At 41.5% G+C, this 16,319-nt stretch carries 16 protein-coding genes; 3 read left to right on the forward strand and 13 right to left on the reverse strand.

Annotated elements, in window-relative coordinates; all coding sequences use genetic code 11:
- Positions 1-32 precede the first annotated feature (32 nt).
- The 7 genes from murC to KHB02_RS09695 form a co-directional block, all read right to left on the reverse strand.
- Entirely contained in the window at positions 33-1,334 is a 1,302-nt protein-coding gene (gene murC / locus KHB02_RS09665) for a UDP-N-acetylmuramate--L-alanine ligase (RefSeq protein WP_213144581.1), read from the reverse strand.
- A gap of 288 nt (positions 1,335-1,622) precedes the next feature.
- A complete protein-coding gene (locus tag KHB02_RS09670) occupies positions 1,623-4,157 on the reverse strand; it encodes a DNA translocase FtsK (RefSeq protein ID WP_420848079.1) in 2,535 nt (844 codons plus the stop codon).
- Between the two features lie 145 nt (positions 4,158-4,302).
- Positions 4,303-5,091 carry a DUF1444 domain-containing protein gene (locus KHB02_RS09675; protein WP_213145270.1) on the reverse strand — a complete coding sequence of 263 codons (789 nt, stop codon included), beginning with the start codon at positions 5,089-5,091 and terminating at the stop codon, positions 4,303-4,305.
- 93 nt (positions 5,092-5,184) lie between these two features.
- Positions 5,185-5,499, reverse strand: coding sequence for a thioredoxin family protein (locus tag KHB02_RS09680; protein ID WP_213119873.1), 315 nt, complete (start codon positions 5,497-5,499; stop codon positions 5,185-5,187).
- Between the two features lie 143 nt (positions 5,500-5,642).
- Positions 5,643-6,191: a hypothetical protein gene (locus KHB02_RS09685; protein ID WP_213144579.1), complete on the reverse strand. Its 549-nt coding sequence runs from the start codon at positions 6,189-6,191 to the stop codon at positions 5,643-5,645.
- A 62-nt stretch (positions 6,192-6,253) separates the two neighbouring features.
- Complete coding sequence (locus KHB02_RS09690) at positions 6,254-6,775, reverse strand: DUF84 family protein (RefSeq protein ID WP_213144578.1); 522 nt, start codon at positions 6,773-6,775, stop codon at positions 6,254-6,256.
- A 64-nt stretch (positions 6,776-6,839) separates the two neighbouring features.
- Positions 6,840-7,913 carry a M42 family metallopeptidase gene (locus KHB02_RS09695; protein ID WP_213144577.1) on the reverse strand — a complete coding sequence of 358 codons (1,074 nt, stop codon included), beginning with the start codon at positions 7,911-7,913 and terminating at the stop codon, positions 6,840-6,842.
- 181 nt (positions 7,914-8,094) lie between these two features.
- On the opposite strand from KHB02_RS09695, the gene KHB02_RS09700 reads away from it, so the two are divergent.
- Positions 8,095-8,424 carry a PepSY domain-containing protein gene (locus KHB02_RS09700; protein ID WP_213144576.1) on the forward strand — a complete coding sequence of 110 codons (330 nt, stop codon included), beginning with the start codon at positions 8,095-8,097 and terminating at the stop codon, positions 8,422-8,424.
- A 46-nt stretch (positions 8,425-8,470) separates the two neighbouring features.
- Here the strand turns inward: KHB02_RS09700 and KHB02_RS09705 are convergent, their stop codons facing one another.
- Positions 8,471-9,310: a YtnP family quorum-quenching lactonase gene (locus KHB02_RS09705; protein WP_213144575.1), complete on the reverse strand. Its 840-nt coding sequence runs from the start codon at positions 9,308-9,310 to the stop codon at positions 8,471-8,473.
- Between the two features lie 182 nt (positions 9,311-9,492).
- Positions 9,493-10,152, reverse strand: coding sequence for a tRNA (guanosine(46)-N7)-methyltransferase TrmB (trmB, locus tag KHB02_RS09710; protein ID WP_213144574.1), 660 nt, complete (start codon positions 10,150-10,152; stop codon positions 9,493-9,495).
- Positions 10,153-10,310: 158 nt separating this feature from the next.
- Between trmB and KHB02_RS09715 the strand changes: the two genes are divergently transcribed.
- A complete protein-coding gene (locus tag KHB02_RS09715; RefSeq protein ID WP_213144573.1) occupies positions 10,311-10,589 on the forward strand; it encodes a YtzH-like family protein in 279 nt (92 codons plus the stop codon).
- On the opposite strand, the gene KHB02_RS09720 is transcribed toward KHB02_RS09715, so the two are convergent.
- The 4 genes from KHB02_RS09720 to thpR form a co-directional block, all read right to left on the reverse strand.
- Entirely contained in the window at positions 10,586-11,359 is a 774-nt protein-coding gene (locus KHB02_RS09720) for a phosphotransferase family protein (RefSeq protein ID WP_213144572.1), read from the reverse strand. The genes KHB02_RS09715 and KHB02_RS09720 overlap by 4 nt on opposite strands.
- A gap of 191 nt (positions 11,360-11,550) precedes the next feature.
- Positions 11,551-13,686 (reverse strand): type I pullulanase, encoded by a 2,136-nt coding sequence (gene pulA, locus KHB02_RS09725; protein ID WP_213144571.1) that lies wholly within the window; start codon positions 13,684-13,686, stop codon positions 11,551-11,553.
- Complete coding sequence (locus KHB02_RS09730) at positions 13,673-14,656, reverse strand: diacylglycerol/lipid kinase family protein (protein ID WP_213144570.1); 984 nt, start codon at positions 14,654-14,656, stop codon at positions 13,673-13,675. Before KHB02_RS09730 ends, pulA begins: the two co-directional genes overlap by 14 nt.
- Positions 14,657-14,670: 14 nt before the next feature.
- The gene (gene thpR / locus KHB02_RS09735; protein WP_213144569.1) at positions 14,671-15,240 is read right to left on the reverse strand and encodes an RNA 2',3'-cyclic phosphodiesterase; all 570 of its coding nucleotides are present in this window, start codon (positions 15,238-15,240) and stop codon (positions 14,671-14,673) included.
- A 147-nt stretch (positions 15,241-15,387) separates the two neighbouring features.
- Between thpR and cysK the strand changes: the two genes are divergently transcribed.
- On the forward strand, positions 15,388-16,317 hold the full coding sequence (cysK, locus tag KHB02_RS09740) for a cysteine synthase A (protein WP_338088276.1): 930 nt from the start codon (positions 15,388-15,390) through the stop codon (positions 16,315-16,317).
- Positions 16,318-16,319 lie beyond the last annotated feature (2 nt).

Below are 16,319 nucleotides of genomic sequence, written 5' to 3' on the forward strand. Positions count from 1 at the left end.
AAAAGGATGCCGCACTTGGCGGAATCCTTTTCTTATTTAGCAATTTGTTTTTCATAAGATTCCTGGAATTTCTGAATGTCTCCAGCCCCCATAAAGAGGATGACACTATTATCATGGTTCCCTAATAAATATGTGGTCTCTTCAGTGAGAATTTCAGCACCAGGGATTTTTTCCTCAAGGTCGTGAATAGAAAGCTTTCCTTGTTTTTCACGAGCTGACCCAAAAATTTCACACAAATAAGTTTTATCCGCCAGCCTTAGGCTCTCAGCAAAATCTTCTAAAAAGGCCTGCGTCCTTGTAAAGGTATGCGGCTGGAACACGGCAACAATTTCACGATCAGGATATTTTTGCATGGCTGCATCGATGGTTGCTTTGATTTCAGTCGGATGGTGGGCATAATCGTCAATTAAAATTTGGCTGCCCATCCTTTTTTCCGTAAATCTTCGCTTAACCCCTTGGAAGGTCGTTAAAAGTTCTTTCACTACTTCCACATTAATATCTTCATAATGGCAAACGCCAATGACAGCTAGAGCATTTAGAACACTATGGTCACCGAATGTTGGAATGGAAAAGGTGTCATAATACGTATTGCGAATAAATACATCAAAGCTTGTTCCTTCTGTCGTTTTCACAATATTTGCGGCCTGATAATCATTTTCCTCCGCAAATCCATAAAACAAGACAGGAACCTTAGCCTGAATTTTTTGAAGCTGCTCATCATCACCATAAGCAAATATCCCTTTTTTCACTTGGAAGGCCAACTCCTGAAAAGCCGAAAAAACATCATCGATATTGGCAAAATAATCAGGATGATCAAAGTCAATATTGGTCATTATGGCATAATCAGGGAAGTAGGAAAGAAAATGCCGTCTATACTCACATGCCTCAAAAACAAAATACTCCGCACCTTCTTCTCCTTTACCGGTACCGTCACCAATTAAAAAGGAAGTAGGCTTCGCGCCTGCGATTACATGCGAAAGCAGACCCGTGGTGGATGTTTTGCCATGGGCACCTGTGATGGCTATGCTGGTGAAATTTTGCATAAAGTCGCCTAAAAAACGATGGTAACGTATAATAGGAAGCCCTAGTTTCATGGCCTCTTGAATTTCCTCATGCGTATCAGGAAATGCGTTCCCGGCAATGATTGTCATCCCTGGCTCGATATTTTCTTTCTGGAACGGGAGTATTTTAATCCCCGATTGTTCAAGGGCCAGTTGAGTAAAAAAGCGCTTTTCGACATCGGAGCCTTGGACCTGAAATTTCATATCATGGAGCACTTGTGCAAGTGCGCTCATACCAGACCCCTTTATACCGACAAAATGGTAAATTGTCATAGAAGAACCTCCAACCAACGTCTATCTGTAAAACAGTATATGACATCTGTCTGTATTTGCTAATCTGAAAAAGCAGGGAGAATTGGACACCTGCTTTTCCTGAACATATTTCAATATTATATCACTGTTTATCCGTAAAAACTATTTTCGAACCCGAATTGCTCCAATGGTACTATTCGCTAATCAGAATTTACTGTTGTAAATTTGAACGCATAAGTTCAACTACAACACTTGAATCGTCCTATCGGACTCGCCAATCGCTGAGTTTTATTTATTATTTGTCTATATTTACATATTTAGACTTGCATCCTGGATAGATTCCAAATCCGCTTCGTTGATTAACACTTCCCGCGGCTTGCTTCCGTTTGCACCTGAAATATAACCCTGCTGCTCGAGCATATCCATTAAGCGTGCAGCCCGGTTATAGCCAATTTTAAAGCGGCGCTGCAGGCTGGAAGTTGAGGCTGCTCCTTGTTCGATGATAAATTCACAGGCATCATAAAACAACTCGTCCTCCTCCTCCGTTATTTGGGCCTTTTTTAAAAGTTCTTCCTGCACAAATAAATATTCCGGGTCGCGCTGTTCTCTAACATGGGCGACAACCACATCAATTTCTTCATCGGTTACAAATGTGCCCTGCAAGCGGACCGGCTTTGATGAGCCATTTTCCAAAAAGAGCATATCGCCGCGGCCAAGCAATTTTTCGGCACCGCTGATATCAATGATGGTACGCGAATCGACTTGGGATGAGACCGAAAAGGCAATCCTTGTCGGGACGTTTGCTTTTATTAAACCAGTGATGACATCCACAGACGGCCGTTGCGTTGCGATAATTAAATGGATACCGCACGCTCTTGCCTTTTGGGCTATCCGGCAAATGGCTTCCTCTACATCAGCCGGTGACATCATCATTAAATCAGCCAGCTCATCAATAATAATGACGATATATGGGAGCTTGTCGGAATATCTTTTATGCTCCATAGCCAGTTCATTAAAGCGGCTGATATCGCGGACGCCGGTATGGGCAAATAGCTCATAGCGGCGTTCCATTTCATCGACTGCCCATTTTAACGCAGCGGTTGCTGCCTTAACATCGGTAATAACCGGGCTGACCAGGTGAGGAATCCGGTTATATGGTGCAAGCTCCACCATTTTCGGGTCAATTAGCATGAGCTTAACATCTTCAGGTCTGGCTTTATATAATAAGCTAACTAAAATCGAATTAATGCAGACACTTTTTCCGGATCCTGTTGCCCCGGCAATCAGACCGTGGGGCATTTTCTTTAAATCTGTCACAATCGGCTTGCCGGCAATATCGAGGCCAAGCACCACCGTTAACGGGGATGCTGTATCATTGAAAACGCCGCTGCCGATAATTTCGCTGATTCTCACCGGCCTTGATTGTTGGTTCGGCACTTCAATTCCAATCGTGTGTTTCCCCGGAATTGGTGCTTCGATCCGGATATCCCTGGCAGCAAGGCTTAATTTGATATCATCACTTAGATTGGTAATCTTGTTCACTTTGACACCAGGTTCAGGCTGTACTTCAAAACGGGTAACAGACGGACCTTGCGTTACATTTACCACATTTGCGCCAACATTAAAGTTTTGCAAGGTTTGGTTTAGCAATTCCTCTTGATAAAGCATCCATTTTGTATCGATGATTTCGGAAACCGGGGGATGGAGCAAATCCGCCATTGGGAATTGATATTCGCCTGCTGCGGCAATCTCTTGGATATGGTGGTCTTTTTGCTCTTCATGACGGCTATTGGTTTCAACGATTATTTCTTTTTGCTGTGTATTAATTGATTCCTGCTTTTGCGGTTCCTCTTTCACTTTAAGCAGGCTGTTGTTTTCCACGACTTGCTCTTGTTGAGAAGCGGCAATTAAAGCCTGCTTTTGCCGTTCTTCGTCGAGTCTTCTTTTCTTTACTTCCCATTTTTCCCGATCCTGCTTTAACATCATGACGTTGAAAGGAAGATGAGAACGCTTAGGCTTAGGAGGTTCAGATTCCTCGAATTGGTCCTCTTCGATACGAAGTGGTAATTCGGATTCCTCGTTTTGGTTATCTTCAATACGAAGTGGTGGTTTGGATTCATCGCTCTGGTTATCTTCAACACCTAGTGGTATCGTGGATTCCTCGATACGAAGTAGCAGTTCACCAACCTTGCCTTCAGGTTCTTGAACACCTTCAATCAGAACAGAGCTGTTATCTGTCTCTTCGGAGTATGTATTGTCCATTGGAGTGATTTCATCAAGGGCCACATTCTCTTTAATTTCAGTTTCTGTCTCCAAACTCTTATGGACAAAATTTGATATTGTCATTGTGGGATTTTCTTCCGTCAGTAGCGGAGCGGACTGGCTTAATTTTTCTTCCTCGAAAATATGACTTAATTCATGTTCAACTACCGAGTCTGTTTTTCTCGGGCGATTGAACCCAAATACTGGGGAAGGAATTTCGGTTGGTTGAAACGGCCCCCGGGCTTTTTTTAACGGTTCAATTTTCGCCTTAATTGGTTCTTTTTGAATTACTTTTTGCCGTTCTTTAACCGATTGTGGGAGATTCTCTGTCTCTCTTCCGATTTTCTTTTTCCGCCGCTTTCCTTCTAGGGGTTTTATTGATTCCAAAGGTAAGGGTGCCTTTAATTTGTTTTTTGGATATTGATAAGAAACTCTTGCATCCAAATCCTTAGTGCTTTCACTTTGAAAAGCAAATGTAGGAACTTCCGATTTATCATTATGTAAGGGGTGCTTGTCAAATTCCCCTTCCTCATCTTTTTTTAATTTTTGAAAAAAGTTTTGGATCCAGCTCAAAACTATCACTCTTTCTATTTCACTTCTTGTCACTCTATTTTATCAGCATTTTTTATTTTTTCGACACTATTCTTTAGAAACAGCCAAAATATATGAAATTTCGTTCTTGAGACACAGAAAAACAGGATCACCTTCATCAAGTGATCCTACCCTTTTATTTATTTTTTCCTAAAATAAAAATCGGCTCTAATTCTCCGTTTTCGTATAAGAACGATAGGGCGGTAATAGGAACTCTGCCGCTTGCGAAAAAGCTCATCGCCATTTGTGCCATCACATCATAGCCTCTGTCATTGCGGATATCCGCGATAATTAAGACATCCTGATGGGGAACGGCCACTACCATTGTCCCGGTAATCCGTTTTTCCATATCAATCAGGAATCCCTTGTTTAAAATCCGGCTTGCATCATAGCCATCATTGGTGTTAAGGAAATAAAAAATATTTCCAGCGACCTGATCCTCCTTTACAGATGTGGAAAGCGATCTTGCGTTAAATAAGGCAATTTCCTTAATCCGTGATGGATCCCATCCTTCTTTTTGCATAATGCGGGAATCAATTAATCGGTAGGTTTTCCCCATATCATAGGCATAATAGATTTTTGTTTCCGCAGTATGGTCGTCAGTCAGGAAAGGAACCCCTTCTTCGGCTTCCTTCGGAAAAGAGGTCGAGCGGATAACCGGGAAGATTTTTTTCTCATGGTCGGTTAACTGGACGGTTTCCTCCATGGCCCGAAGCCCTTCTTCCACATAATAAACAACCTCGTCAATCGCTTTATCCTTCTCATCGTGCCAATTAGCCACAATCCCGGCTAGAGCAACCGTAATCCCTTTTCCAGTTCGTTTACTTTCAATACGCAGCTGATCTTTATCACGATCATAGGTTACTACTCTATCTTCATTATCTAAACGCGATTCTAGTTCTCGCCTCATCTTTTTACTGTCCATTTTCATATATATCCCTCCGATATTAAAAGGAGTAGTTTTCTTTTTTAGATAAAAAGGCTCCTTCTCCAAAAGGAGATGGAGCCTTGTGCTGATTTATTTTAGACCAGTAATAAATTTTTCGATTTCCTCTTGTGTTTTACGGTCTTTACTAACAAAGCGGCCCAGTTCTTTACCGTTTTCAAAGGCAATAAAACTTGGGATCCCGAAAACATCGAGCTGCTGGCATAAATCTATATATTGATCACGGTCTACATGGATAAAGGTATATTCCGTGAATTTGGACTCAATCTCTGGCAAGACTGGTTCAATAAACCGGCAGTCCCCGCACCAATTAGCTGAGAACATAAAAATCGTTTTTCCCTGGTCACGCAATTGCTCAAATTGCTCCATGGATTCTAAATGTTTCATTATTAACGACCCCCGTATTGAAAGAATGTTTTTTCAATCATAACAATCCATCCGCTTGTCAGTCCAATAATATGCAATCGGACATCCCCTATTATCTTAACCAACCATGCCAAACAAAAAACGAAGGGATTACCTTCGTTTTTTTATTTGTATGTAACCGAATGGACTATTTGCGTCATTGCTTTCGCTTCTTCTTCAAGGCTTGAAGTCTTTACCTGAGTGGTTATTTTCGCGCCGCCTACACCAACGGTCATTTCATTCATATCATCTTTTAACTTTTTAATGGTCAAATAACCGAACATTTTATCGTCTGTGAATTTCTCATTTGTATCCAGTTTTTTATACTGTTCAACTGTCGTTTTATACACCACTTCACTTGAAGGGCCTTCTTGGGGATTCACAAACAAAATATAAGTTTTCGAGCCATTTTTTAAAATGATATTATTCGGTGTGCTGTCATCAATTTCATATCCGAACGGAAGGTAAAAATGAATTTTTTCACTTTTTTTCGAAGGCTTTTTTGCCTTCTCATGAAACGTTGTATTCACAATTTTAATAGTTGCTTTACTTTCCTTTTTATATGATGCATTTCCACATGCAGTTAATAATCCCAGCGATATTATGAAGATCGTTATGATTTTAAAGAGTCTCAGACTGCTCTCCCCCTTATAAAAACAATATTCTATCTCCATAATAACTGCCAGAATATTCAAATGACAAGACTTTGTCGAAAAATAGTGTCGAAAAATATACCTTATTTTACTTTTAATTTTTGCTGATAGGTAAATCGCCCTACTAAAAGCTTCATAACATGCGTAAACATCTCGGCCCGATTGACCATTCCATTCGTAAAGACCCCGACAGCACCTTCCTGCTTGCTGACGTTTTTCTTTTTCGCGTAATCCTCCATAACCGGGCCAAGCTCTTCACCAGCCCTTAATCTTACCGCCACTTCCTCAGGCAGTAAAAATCTTGCGCCGCCAGCTACAATCGGCTCCATATCGAGGGTGGCAAGCGCTCCCCAATTGCAAAGCAACAGTCCGTGACTAGTTTCATGGACGCCTCCCTCAAGTCCGATGCCGATATCTCCATTTCCTTGTTCAAGCGCGCCTTTTGCCCTGTTGATCGCCCCTTTTATTGTTTCTTCGTCTGAGAAGGGCTGCTCGCTAACCCCTGATTGTACGTCTAAGGATATAAATTCTGCCTCCAGGTGTTGGAAGCTATTTTTGACCGCCGTAATTTTGGTAGGATTTTTTGATCCAATAATAATTTTCATGCTCGTTTCTCCTTTTTAGAAATACAGCAAAGGAGGCATGATGTGACATCACGCCCCCGCTAAATTAGCTGTTTGATTTAATTGTTTCCACAGTTGTTTTGTCACATGCCTTTACTAGCTTAACCAATAATTCCTTAGCCGCTGCGTAATCATCGACATGAACGATGGAGGCGTGGGTATGGATGTAACGGGAGCAAATTCCGATAACAGCGCTTGGTACCCCTTCATTTGACAGGTGAACACGGCCGGCATCTGTTCCACCTTGTGAAACAAAGTATTGATACGGAATCTTGTGCGTCTCGGCCATATCGAGAACAAATTCCCTCATCCCGCGGTGTGTTACCATTGACTTATCAAGGATACGCAATAATGTTCCCTTGCCCAATTGACCAAATTCATTTTTATCGCCAGTCATATCATTGGCCGGGCTGGCATCAAGCGCAAAGAAGAGATCCGGCTTAATCATGTTAGAGGCAGTCTGAGCACCGCGCAGGCCTACTTCCTCTTGAACCGTTGCCCCCGAATAAAGAATATTAGGCAATGTTTCATCTTTTAGCTCCTGAAGCAGTTCAATCGCCAAACCGCAGCCATAGCGGTTGTCCCATGCCTTCGCTAAAATTTTCTTTTCATTTGCCATAGGAGTGAACGGGCAAATCGGCAGGATAGCCTGACCTGGCTTAATGCCGATTCTTTCAGCGTCTTCACGGTTATCCGCCCCAATATCAATCAGCATATTCTTAATTTCCATCGGTTTGTTTTTCTTTGATTCATCCAACAGATGCGGCGGGATGGATCCTACAACACCGATGACCGGGCCGTTTTTTGTCATGACTTGGACGCGCTGGGCAAGAAGTACCTGGCTCCACCAACCGCCAAGCGTCTGGAAACGGATCATTCCATTCTCGGTGATTGCCGTAACCATAAAACCAACTTCATCCATATGCCCTGCTACCATTATTGTCGGGCCGGCTTCATTCCCTCTTTTCACGCCGAAAACACTGCCAAGCTTATCCTGAACTATTTCATCGGCATATTGCGAAAGCTGTTCTTTCATAAATTTGCGGACTAAATGTTCATTGCCTGGCGCTCCAGGCAGCTCGGTTAAGGTTTGAAAAAGCTTCAAGGTTTGTTCATTCATATGTAGAAAACTCCTTTAGTCTTTTTATCTCATACTATGTATCATTTTTATTTTACAGAAGTTATAAACAGCTTTCCAATATTTCATTTTCTATAGGTATTATTATCTTCTTATTTTAAAATGCGATATACTGAAAGGAGAAAAAATTCTGGCATTTTTTTGAAGAAAAGGGGGCTTTGTAGTGAACTGGAAGTCTTTTTTAATCGGAGTATCGGTAGGTATCGTTGGGGGATATGCGGCGAAACAGATTATTTCACAAAAAACAAAAGTTTCACCGGAAAAGGTATTAGAGCATGTAAAAGCACAATTTAAACAAAACGGACCAATCAATGGGTCGTGGATACATATGAAAGTGGAGCCTTATGAACAGCATCAGGTGCAATATCAGGTCTATAAGGGCGGTATTTCAAAAAATAATGATGGAAACAATGAACAATATGAATTTATTGCCGATGCCTTAACCGGAACGATTTTGGATATCCGCAAGCTATCTGAGAACTTGGTGTCTTAATGAAAAATAGCCGCATCATAATGATACGGCTATTTTTCATTAGGCTTTAAACTTCCCTTTTAATGCTTTCCGCTATTTTATGATCAGGTCCCCACTTAACAGCCCGGTAAAAGGCATCATGGTAAAAGGTAAACCAGGCATTTTTCTCGAGTGCATATGGAAGCCATTTTTCCTTCGCCCGGATGGAGTCCATTGGATAGTCATCATAGGCCATTACCCATAGAGCATTTTGATGGGCGTGGGTAGCCATTAAGTCAGCCATGTGAATGGCTGTTTCGCCTCCATCCTCAATTATAAGGATCGAATGCCCATTGCTGTGCCCTCCGGTGTGAAACATTTGAATCGGGCCAAAGCTCCACGTCTCCTCAAAGGTAACAACCTGCGTTTGCACCGCCTCCCAATTTTCCTTCCAGTATGTATTTTTTGAACGAATATTGGGTTGTCTCATTTCATCCCATTCTATCTTCGATGCAATAATCTGGGCATTCGGGAATGTTGATACGTACTCCCCGTTCACAAGTTTAGTCAATCCGCCAGCATGATCAAAGTGAAGATGGGTCATTAACACATAATCGATGTCTTTCGGAGTTAGGCCTATTTTTTCTAAAGAGGCATCAAGTTCGGATTCCTTTGTGACGCCAAAGTTCCTTAATTGCTTTTCAGTCAACTTGCCGCTGCCAAGCCCCGACTCCACCAGCAGATTTTTTCCATCAAATTGAATTAAGATTGGATCTGTTGGCAATTCAATTTGGTTATTCTCATTCGCCGGGTATTTTCTTGACCATAACGGTTTTGGGACCACACCAAACATGGCCCCCCCATCCAAATTCGTAACCCCGCCTGAAACCCAAGTCAAAGTAACAGTACCAATTTTTAATGATTGCATGTTTCCTCTCCTTCCCTTTTCTATAGTTTACCATTACCGGAATTGTATGAAAATAAATGAAAACTCGCCGATTGGCGAGTCCGTTAGGACGAAGACAGAGGCGTAGTTGAATTTATGCGTTAGGAAAGTATAAATTTGAAAAAATTTATTCTTTCCTATTAGCGTAAAAGAGGACAGTCTTTTTAAGACTGCCCCTTGGAATCGTTAGTATATTTCACTTCACAACGGTAAATCCGATTGCCCTTTTCGGAAAATTTCTGTTCATACTCGGTCATGATATTTCCTTCAAAATCACTTTTGTGAAGGTCAAGGCTAAGGAACTTTAATAACAAACCATATTCAGAAAAACTCATTAAGGAATACTCAAACAGACCTTGATTATCCGTTTTGAAATGAATCTCTCCACCATCGACGAGGATATTCTCATAGGATTTAAGAAAATCCTTGTAGGTTAATCTTCTTTTTTCATGACGGGTCTTTGGCCATGGGTCGGAGAAATTCAAATAAACCCGATCCACATCATTCTTGGCGAAGTATTTTTCTAATTCTGCGGCATTGACATTAAGAAGCTTTACATTAGGCAATTCCGCTTCAATCAAGCGATCCAAAGCCGCCACAATGACGCTGTCATATAGCTCAATTCCCATATAATTAATGTCCGGATGGGCTTTGGCCATTTCAGTTATGAACCGCCCTTTGCCAGTGCCAACTTCTATATGAAGCGGGTTGTTATTTCCAAACACTTCATCCCATTTTCCTTTGTTTAATTCCGGATTTGGGACTGCATATTGCGGATACTCCTCTATTTTATCCTTTGCCCAAGGTTTATTTCTGAGTCTCATTTATTTGCCACTCCTAAAAAATATTATCGTTTAATACATAGCATGCTCATTTTTGTCTTGCAAGTAAAACCGTGATGCTGGTGTGAATAAATAAAAAAAGAATTCACAACCTAACTGTGAATTCTTTTTTCATTCCCACTTGAAAGGGTGTGCTTTTTATGCCATTAAGTCATCATGACCAAGTAACCTTGCTTAAAGATATATTAAGCAATCATCAGACAGATTGCTGCGGGTCCGTTGCCGAATGTGAACAATTGGAACGATTAATCAAATCCTTGATGGTAAACAATCAGGTTGATCAAAATGTCAAATCTATCTTACAGGAAGTTTACCATTACAGCCAGGCGGGAGCGCAAACCGCAGATTTAGACGGGCATATTACAGCCCATCAAGAAAACCTGTCACAATGGGTAGATGATATTGGGCAATTTTCTTAAAGTATATCCCTTAAGAATTGAATCCACTTATTCATCTCATCCATACGATGTTTATTTTTATAAAATTGGATCGAAGATAGGGTCTGCAATGCCACATACCATTGCATTCTAAGTTTCAAATCGTCGGTTAAGTTTTCCCCGTACATTTTCAGCCAATCCTGCCAATTTTCTTCAGGAATGTACCAATAAAGGAGCATTCCTAAGTCAATGGCAGGGTCCGCAATCATCGCCCCATCCCAATCAATGAGGTACAACTGATTGTCATCAGTCCAAAGCCAGTTATTATGATTGACGTCACCGTGGCAAACGACCTTTTCCTCACAATAAACGTTCTTCGCTTCTTTTTTTAAAAAGCTTAGTGTTTCTTTAACTTCCGGAAGGATAAATAGCTCTTCATCCAGTCCCGAGACCACCGATTGAAAGATTGTTTCAGGCTGCAATGGTGATTTTTCCAGTCTGCTCAGCATTCCAAGCATGGGCTCAGAACGATGAATTTTCTTTAGAAGTTTCGCCACAACCTCTTGATTCATTTCCGTCGATTTCAGTTCCCTGCCTTCAAGCCATTGCTGGGCTGTAATGACATCTCCATTTTCCAATCGTTTTGTCCAAACAAGCTTTGGGACAATTCCCTCTGCCGAAAGTACTGCAAGGAATGGAGACGAATTTCGCTTCAAAAAAAGCCGTTGGTCTTCATGCCTCGCATAAAAGGCCTCTCCGGTGGCCCCGCCGGCAGGAATAATTTCCCACTCTTGTCCTAATATATGTTCCAAAACTGTTCACCTTCAACTTATGCCGTTCTTGAGGATGGGGCCCTCATCTAAATCAGAAGTAAAACCAAGACGTGCGAAGGTTTTACGAATTGTTTTATTAATAAAAAAAAGCTATTGAATAATAGCATACAATAGCCATCTTAATAAATTTTATCTCCTATTGCTATTTTTCGTCAAGTAATCCTGGGAAACTATTTTTTCACTAAAACATTTAACGATATAGGTTCTACCTGAATTTCTGCACCTCGAAAGACTTTTTTTGCATTAACACAGGCAGAATCTCTGTCGACTAAAGCGCTCCATTCTCCGTTTGGAATATTAACCTTATGAGAAGTTAACGAAGGATTAGTGATTAGAATAACAACAGAATCTCCCTGTTGAAAAGAGCATCCCAAAATTGGCGATGGAAGTGGCAACCTGCTTACTTGATTGCGAATTTCTGCTGCGGTTCTTAACCGGAAACAAGGGTATTCTTTTCTGATTTGAATAAGCCCTTTTATATAATCTCCATTTTCTTTAAATTGACTTTTGCGATTCCAATCCAGTTGGTTTATGGGATCTGGAGATCGGTAGCTGTTACCTTCACCTTGTTTTGTTCGAAAAAATTCCTGCCCGCTGTGAAGGAAAGGAATTCCCTGCGCGAGAAGAACGATCCCTGTAGCAAGACGATGATACCTCATTCTTACGGCATCATCGACATCCGGCAGACAAGATTGCAGCTTATCCCATAGGGTATGATTATCATGGCATTCCACATAATTGATGGATTGGACTGGTTCATTAAAGATTCCTGCCCCTTTGGCCCTAAACCCAATACTTCCAGTAATCATTTCAAAGGCCGCCTCGAGATATTGCTTATTCCCTAAAGCATATCCTTTATCCAATATATTAAAGGTACTCCCTTTGATGGTATCGCGAAACTGGTCATTAAACTGGGCAATATCGGGCAGCTTTGCCTGATTGGCGATAATTGCCTTTTTCTGAAAAGGAAGCGGTGTATTTAAGTTCCAGCCCTCACCGAGGATGATAATACCCTTTTCTAGGCTATCACATACCTTTCTGACCGCGTTCATTGTTTCAATATCCAGGATTCCCATTAAATCAAACCGGAAACCGTCAACATGATATTCCTCCAGCCAGTAGCGGATGGAGTCAACAATAAATTTTCGGACCATTTTCCTCTCTGAGGCAATGTCATTTCCCACGCCTGTTCCATTGGCAGGAAGGCCTATTTCGTTATGCCGGAAGTAGTAACCGGGAACAATTTTTTCAAAAGAGGATTCTTCACGGATATAGACATGATTATAAACAACATCCATAATGACCCTGAGGCCGACTCGGTGAATTTGGTCAATTAGATCTTTTAATTCGGATATCCGGGAATACGGGTCAGAGGGATTGGTGGAATAGCTGCCTTCCGGAGCATTAAAATGGAGCGGGTTATAACCCCAGTTATACTCTTTGTCTGAATTCCATTCATCGACTCCTGCGAAATCGTGGAAAGGAAGGAGTTCAAGATGGGTAATGCCCAAATCCTTTACATAGGATAGGCCTGTGGGTTCTCCATCCACCCCTTTGGTATTTAGTTCACTAGCACCAAGATATAGTCCTTTATTTTTCACACCGCTTTCCGGATGAATCGTAAAGTCGCGGATATGGGCTTCATAAATGATTGCCTCTACTGGACTGGTCATCGGCGGCTGTTCTACCTTTGGCCGTGCTGTTTTCTCTAAACTAACAATAACTCCATGCTCCCCATTGGCTGATACCGCCTTGGCATACGGATCCACTGCTTCCCGCCATGTTTTGTTAACCTGTACCAGGAAGCTATATTGATACAATTCCAAGTCGCGATTAATATCTAAACACCATACGCCTCGATCCCCAAGCTTCATTTTTATGATTTCCGCATACTGGGTGGCGGGGTGGCGCAATTTTAATTTCACTTGCGTGGCAGTCGGAGCCCATAATTTAATTTGGGCCCTATCACGTTGATACGTAACTCCCAAGTCATTTCCTTCATAAAAAAACTTATTATCAAAAGCTTCTGTCCTAATAACTGCCCCTATTTGAAGATCCGTCCTGCCGCCATGGTCATCAGCAATCACATATTCTTTGCCAAAACAAATCTCATCAGCTAACCGGCAAATGTATTTCAGATAATTTTCTATAGGAATTTTATCGATGATGTTCAAAGGACTCTTTTCCGCACCGCAGATTAAAGAAAATGAAGATGACTGGCCATTGTGGTAGGAAAGGGGAAGAAGTATCGTAATAATGGTCATTTCATCCAAATAGGCCTGAAAGATCCTTTTAGTGGATTCCATTCGAGTCCCTCTCTTTCAAATCAACTTCGTCCTTATAGCGCATTCGCGTTAACACTTGTAACGCTTTTGGAATAATCTCTGCCTTTAATGGAATATGTCCAACATGCTCCCCGTCTCCATGAACATAGAGTTTCACATCTGAACGGATTGTTATTGCTCTTCCTTGAAATGATTTTACCTCTTTGAAATAAATATGCTTCCCCCAAAAAACACTGATAAAAACAATTAAAAGCTTCAATCTTGATAACTCATGAACCACTGTAATATCAAGTAAACCATCCTGTGCTTCAGCTGCAGGTGCAATTTTCATTCCGCCCCCATAGTAAGGTTGGTTGGAGACAGTCACAAACCATGTTTGTTTAAATTTATGCTCTTTACCGTCAATTGATAAATCAATTGTAGAAGTTTTATAACAAAATAGTTCTTTCAGAAGAAAGTAAACATAAACCAGACGGCCCAAAGAGAATTTGTTTAGCAGGGATTTTACCCGCGAATGATTGACCTGATATGCTATCAATGCATCAAATCCGGCTCCCATATTATTAATAAAATATTGATCGGACTTGTCCTGCATCGTAATTTTCCCGGCATCCATCAATGGAGCATCACTTTTCATCAGACGAAGCATCACTTTTAGGGCGGCAGCTGGGTCCGCTGGAATTTGAAATCCTCTTGAAAAATCATTTCCCGATCCACCCGGTATAAATCCTAACGTAATAGTTGGATGGTTAATGATTCCATTCACCACTTCATGAAGTGTCCCGTCACCTCCGACGGCAACGACGATTTTAGAATGGTTATTCTGGGCCGCAATTTGCGCAGCCAGTTTTCTAGCATGTCCAGAATACTCCGTAAAAAAAGCCAAATAAGAAATTTCCTCTGACTTCAAATTCAGCTCAATTTTTCTCCAAATTTTATAACAATGGCCATTGCCGGCTTTAGGATTTATCACAAAGTATAATTCTTTCATATAACCAACCTTTTTTATGTTTGTAAAGGAAAAAGTTTAATGGCTTCATATTTCGGTGTTTGGTTAAGATGTGTTTGATATAACACCACTTCCCCAGCTAGAAAAGGGAGCGATTCGGGCTGAAGCTCTTTCCAAATTGTAAGCTGCTCCTTTTGGAAGGGAGCGTCTCCACGCCATTTTCTTGCCATTGTAATATGTGGGCGAAACGGCCTTTTTTCGAGCTCAAATCCTGCTTCCTCACATGCTTGGAATATCTTTTTTCGAAGGGCTTGCAGCTCGGGGCTTTCTTCTGTGTCCGCCCAAAACACTCTCGGGGAATCCTTCGCACCGAATATCCCCAGATCATTAATTTTAAGTGTAAATGCTTGTTCAGATTTTATGGCTGATTTGACATTGTTTACGGAAGCTTCAAGCTTTTCGGCTGGAGCAGACCCAAGGAACGCCAATGTGATGTGCAGGTCCAGATGGTGCACCCAGCGCTGGAAAGGAAGCGCTGTCCTTAATTGTTCGATATGATTTTTCAGAATTCCTTTCGTTCCTTCAGGAATTCTTAAAGCATAGAAAAAATGAGTTTGATGTTCCACCGGCTTTTTTCATTCCTTTATTCCCATTTTAGTATTTTTTCTTCTCATTATATCTATTTTGCAACAAAGATTATCCGATATTTTTTACATTAAAATTATTTTTATTTATTATAGAAAATAGAAGTAAAGGAAAGGATGGTCCCTATAGTGAAAGTTGTCAGTAATATTGCAAATTTAATTGGAGAAACACCTTTAGTCAAACTCAATCGGATTGTTCCTAGAGACGGGGCCTCAGTTTATTTGAAGCTGGAGTATTTTAATCCAAGTAAAAGTGTAAAGGACCGAGCTGCTTTTAATATGATTGCAGAAGCAGAGAAGGCAGGAAAGTTAACTCCCGGCGCAACAATCATTGAGCCGACAAGCGGCAACACAGGAATCGGGCTGGCCATGAATGCAGCGGCACGCGGATATAAAGCCATTATTATCATGCCTGATACAATGACCCAGGAACGCATTAATATCTTAAAAGCTTACGGGGCTGAGGTTGTGCTTACCCCAGGAGATGAAAAAATGCCAGGTGCCATTAGGAAGGCGCAGGAACTTGCCGCTGAAATACCAAACAGTTTTATTCCAATGCAGTTTGAAAATGAAGCAAATCCCAATGCACATCGGACTTCCACGGCTTTGGAGATTATCGAGGCTGTTAAAGAAATTGGCAAGCCGCTTGGAGCGTTTGTTGCAACAGCGGGAACAGGTGGTACGATTACCGGGACTGGTGAAGTGTTAAAGGAGCATTTTGCGAATATAACCGTCCACGTCGTCGAACCAAAGGGATCGCCTGTTTTATCAGGGGGCAAACCCGGAAAGCACAAGCTTGTCGGAACAAGCCCGGGATTTATTCCGGAAATTCTGAACCAAGATGTTTATGATGAAATTCATCAAATTAGCGATGAAGATGCCTACGATATTGCGCGGAGATTAGCGACGGAGGAAGGAATACTCGTCGGCCCGTCATCAGGCGGAGCCTGCTTTGCCGCGTTACAGGTTGCCAAGCGTTTATCTCCTGATGAAATCGTTATCTGCATCGCCTGTGATACAGGAGAACGGTATTTATCGAGTGATTTGTTTCAGTTTTAATC

The sequence above is a fragment of the Neobacillus citreus genome, assembly GCF_018343545.2.
Classification (GTDB): domain Bacteria; phylum Bacillota; class Bacilli; order Bacillales; family Cytobacillaceae; genus Neobacillus; species Neobacillus citreus.